Raw genomic sequence first — 2492 nt, 5'->3', positions numbered from 1 at the left:
CCATCGCTGCCAGGGTCGGCATCTTGGCAACCAGGCGGATCGCGGAGATTTCGCGATGCTGCGGGTTATTGATGTCCAGGGAGTCGTGGTAGAAGGCCGAGAGAGCGCCGACTACGCCGCACATGACGGCCATCGGGTGGGCGTCGCGACGGAAGCCGTTGAAGAAGGTTTTCAGCTGCTCGTGAACCATGGTGTGGTTTTTCACGGTGCTGACGAACTGGGCCTTCTGTTCTGCGGTCGGCAGTTCGCCGTTGAGCAGCAGGTAGCAGGTTTCAAGGTAGTCCGACTTTTCAGCCAGCTGTTCGATCGGGTAGCCGCGGTGCAACAGAATGCCGTTGTCGCCGTCGATATAGGTGATCTTCGATTCGCACGAAGCGGTCGACATGAAACCCGGGTCGAAAGTGAAGCGGCCCGTGGCCGTCAGGCCCCGAACATCAATGACATCGGGACCAACGGTGCCGGTTAAAATGGGCAGCTCGACGGGGGCTGCGCCCTCGATGATCAACTGCGCTTTTTTGTCAGCCATGTGGCCTCCTATTTATGCTTGAACCATCAGACAGACCCCCCACGCAGGGCCCGCACCACTATAGTGAGATAAATTCGAATGTCAATTTGCCTAAAGTCTTGCTCCAGAAGGCTTTAAGCGGACTTTTTCCTCGAAATTGACTGCCATTTACGCCTTTTATGCGACTTGTGCAATCAGCTATTGGGGGTAGGTGATTGCGTTGTCATTAGTAGCCTAACTGTCTATACTCGGCCACCGACCGCCAAGGGCTTTTGGGCTTGCTTTCATTGGGGGTCGCATCCCTGGGTGGTGGTTACCTGACCAGTGCACTCCCCAACAACTTTGCCCTGATTGTTAGGGGCTCTTCAGTGTGAAAAAAAAAGCCGTGAAAAGCCAACGACCTGTAAACCTAGACCTAAGGACCATCAAACTCCCAGTCACTGCTTACACGTCCATTCTTCACCGTATCTCCGGTGTCATCCTCTTTGTGTGCCTTGCCATCATGCTTTACGCATTGGACAAGTCGCTGAGCTCCGAGGAAGGCTTCGGTCAGGTGAAAGCGTGTCTGACCAGTCCGCTAGCCAAGCTAGTGATTTGGGGCATCCTGTCCGCTCTGCTGTATCACCTGGTTGCCGGTGTGCGCCATTTGATCATGGACATGGGCATCGGTGAGACGCTGGAAGGCGGCAAGCTGGGCTCGAAAATCGTTATCGCCGTTTCCGTGGTGGTAATCGTTCTGGCAGGAGTCTGGATATGGTAACTAACGTCACGAACCTCTCGCGTTCGGGCCTCTATGACTGGATGGCGCAACGTGTGTCGGCGGTCGTTCTCGCGGCTTACTTCATTTTTCTGATCGGATACGTCGTGGCCCACCCAGGCCTCGAGTACGCCCAGTGGCATGAACTGTTCGCCCACAACGGGATGCGTATTTTCAGCCTCCTGGCCCTTGTTGCTCTCGGCGCTCACGCCTGGGTCGGCATGTGGACCATCGCGACCGACTACCTGACGCCAATGGCGTTCGGCAAGTCCGCGACGGCTATACGTTTCCTTTTCCAGGCAGTATGCGGCGTTGCGATGTTCGCTTACTTCGTCTGGGGTGTGCAGATTCTCTGGGGTATCTGAGTCATGGCTAACATTCCAACGATTTCTTTCGACGCCATCATTGTTGGTGGTGGCGGTGCCGGCATGCGCGCTGCGCTGCAGCTGGCGCAGGGCGGTCACAAGACCGCGGTGATCACCAAGGTTTTCCCGACCCGTTCGCACACTGTATCCGCCCAGGGCGGCATCACTTGCGCGATCGCGTCCGCTGACCCGAACGATGACTGGCGCTGGCACATGTACGATACCGTCAAGGGTTCCGACTATATCGGTGACCAGGACGCTATCGAATACATGTGTCAGGAAGGCCCGGCTGCCGTTTTCGAGCTGGACCACATGGGTCTGCCGTTCTCGCGTACCGAGCAAGGCCGTATCTATCAGCGTCCGTTCGGTGGTCAGTCCAAGGACTACGGTAAAGGCGGCCAGGCTGCCCGTACCTGCGCAGCCTCCGACCGTACCGGTCACGCACTGCTGCACACCCTTTATCAGGGCAACCTGAAAGCCGGTACCACGTTCCTGAACGAGTACTACGCGGTCGACCTGGTGAAAAACCAGGAAGGCGAGTTCGTCGGTGTGATCGCGATCTGCATCGAAACCGGCGAAACTTCGTACATCCGCGCCAAGGCCACCGTACTGGCCACTGGCGGTGCTGGCCGTATCTACGCCTCCACCACCAACGCCCTGATCAACACCGGTGACGGCGTTGGCATGGCTTTGCGTGCCGGCGTACCGGTACAAGACATCGAAATGTGGCAGTTCCACCCGACCGGCATCGCCGGCGCCGGTGTACTGGTGACCGAAGGTTGCCGTGGCGAAGGCGGTTACCTGCTGAACAAGCACGGCGAGCGTTTCATGGAGCGTTATGCGCCGAACGCCAAAGATCTGGCGG

The 2492-nt window shown here is 57.6% G+C and carries 4 protein-coding genes; 3 read left to right on the top strand and 1 reads right to left on the bottom strand.

Annotated elements, in window-relative coordinates; genetic code table 11:
- On the bottom strand, nt 1-526 hold a 526-nt coding region (locus ACIOUG_RS26945), incomplete at its 3' end, for a citrate/2-methylcitrate synthase (RefSeq protein ID WP_401070203.1).
- Between the two features lie 364 nt (nt 527-890).
- On the opposite strand from ACIOUG_RS26945, the gene sdhC reads away from it, so the two are divergent.
- The 3 genes from sdhC to ACIOUG_RS26930 form a co-directional block, all read left to right on the top strand.
- Nucleotides 891-1265, top strand: a complete 375-nt coding sequence (gene sdhC / locus ACIOUG_RS26940; RefSeq protein ID WP_016773673.1) for a succinate dehydrogenase, cytochrome b556 subunit — start codon at nt 891-893, stop codon at nt 1263-1265.
- The gene (sdhD, locus tag ACIOUG_RS26935; RefSeq protein WP_003222999.1) at nt 1259-1627 is read left to right on the top strand and encodes a succinate dehydrogenase, hydrophobic membrane anchor protein; all 369 of its coding nucleotides are present in this window, start codon (nt 1259-1261) and stop codon (nt 1625-1627) included. The genes sdhC and sdhD overlap by 7 nt, the downstream gene beginning before the upstream one ends.
- Nucleotides 1628-1630: 3 nt before the next feature.
- On the top strand, nt 1631-2492 hold an 862-nt coding region (locus ACIOUG_RS26930), incomplete at its 3' end, for an FAD-binding protein (protein ID WP_401070199.1).

The organism is Pseudomonas sp. NPDC087803 (assembly GCF_044742995.1).
GTDB lineage: Bacteria > Pseudomonadota > Gammaproteobacteria > Pseudomonadales > Pseudomonadaceae > Aquipseudomonas.
The sequence above is the reverse complement of the archived record's forward strand: the minus strand, read 5'-3'. Positions and strand labels throughout refer to the sequence as shown.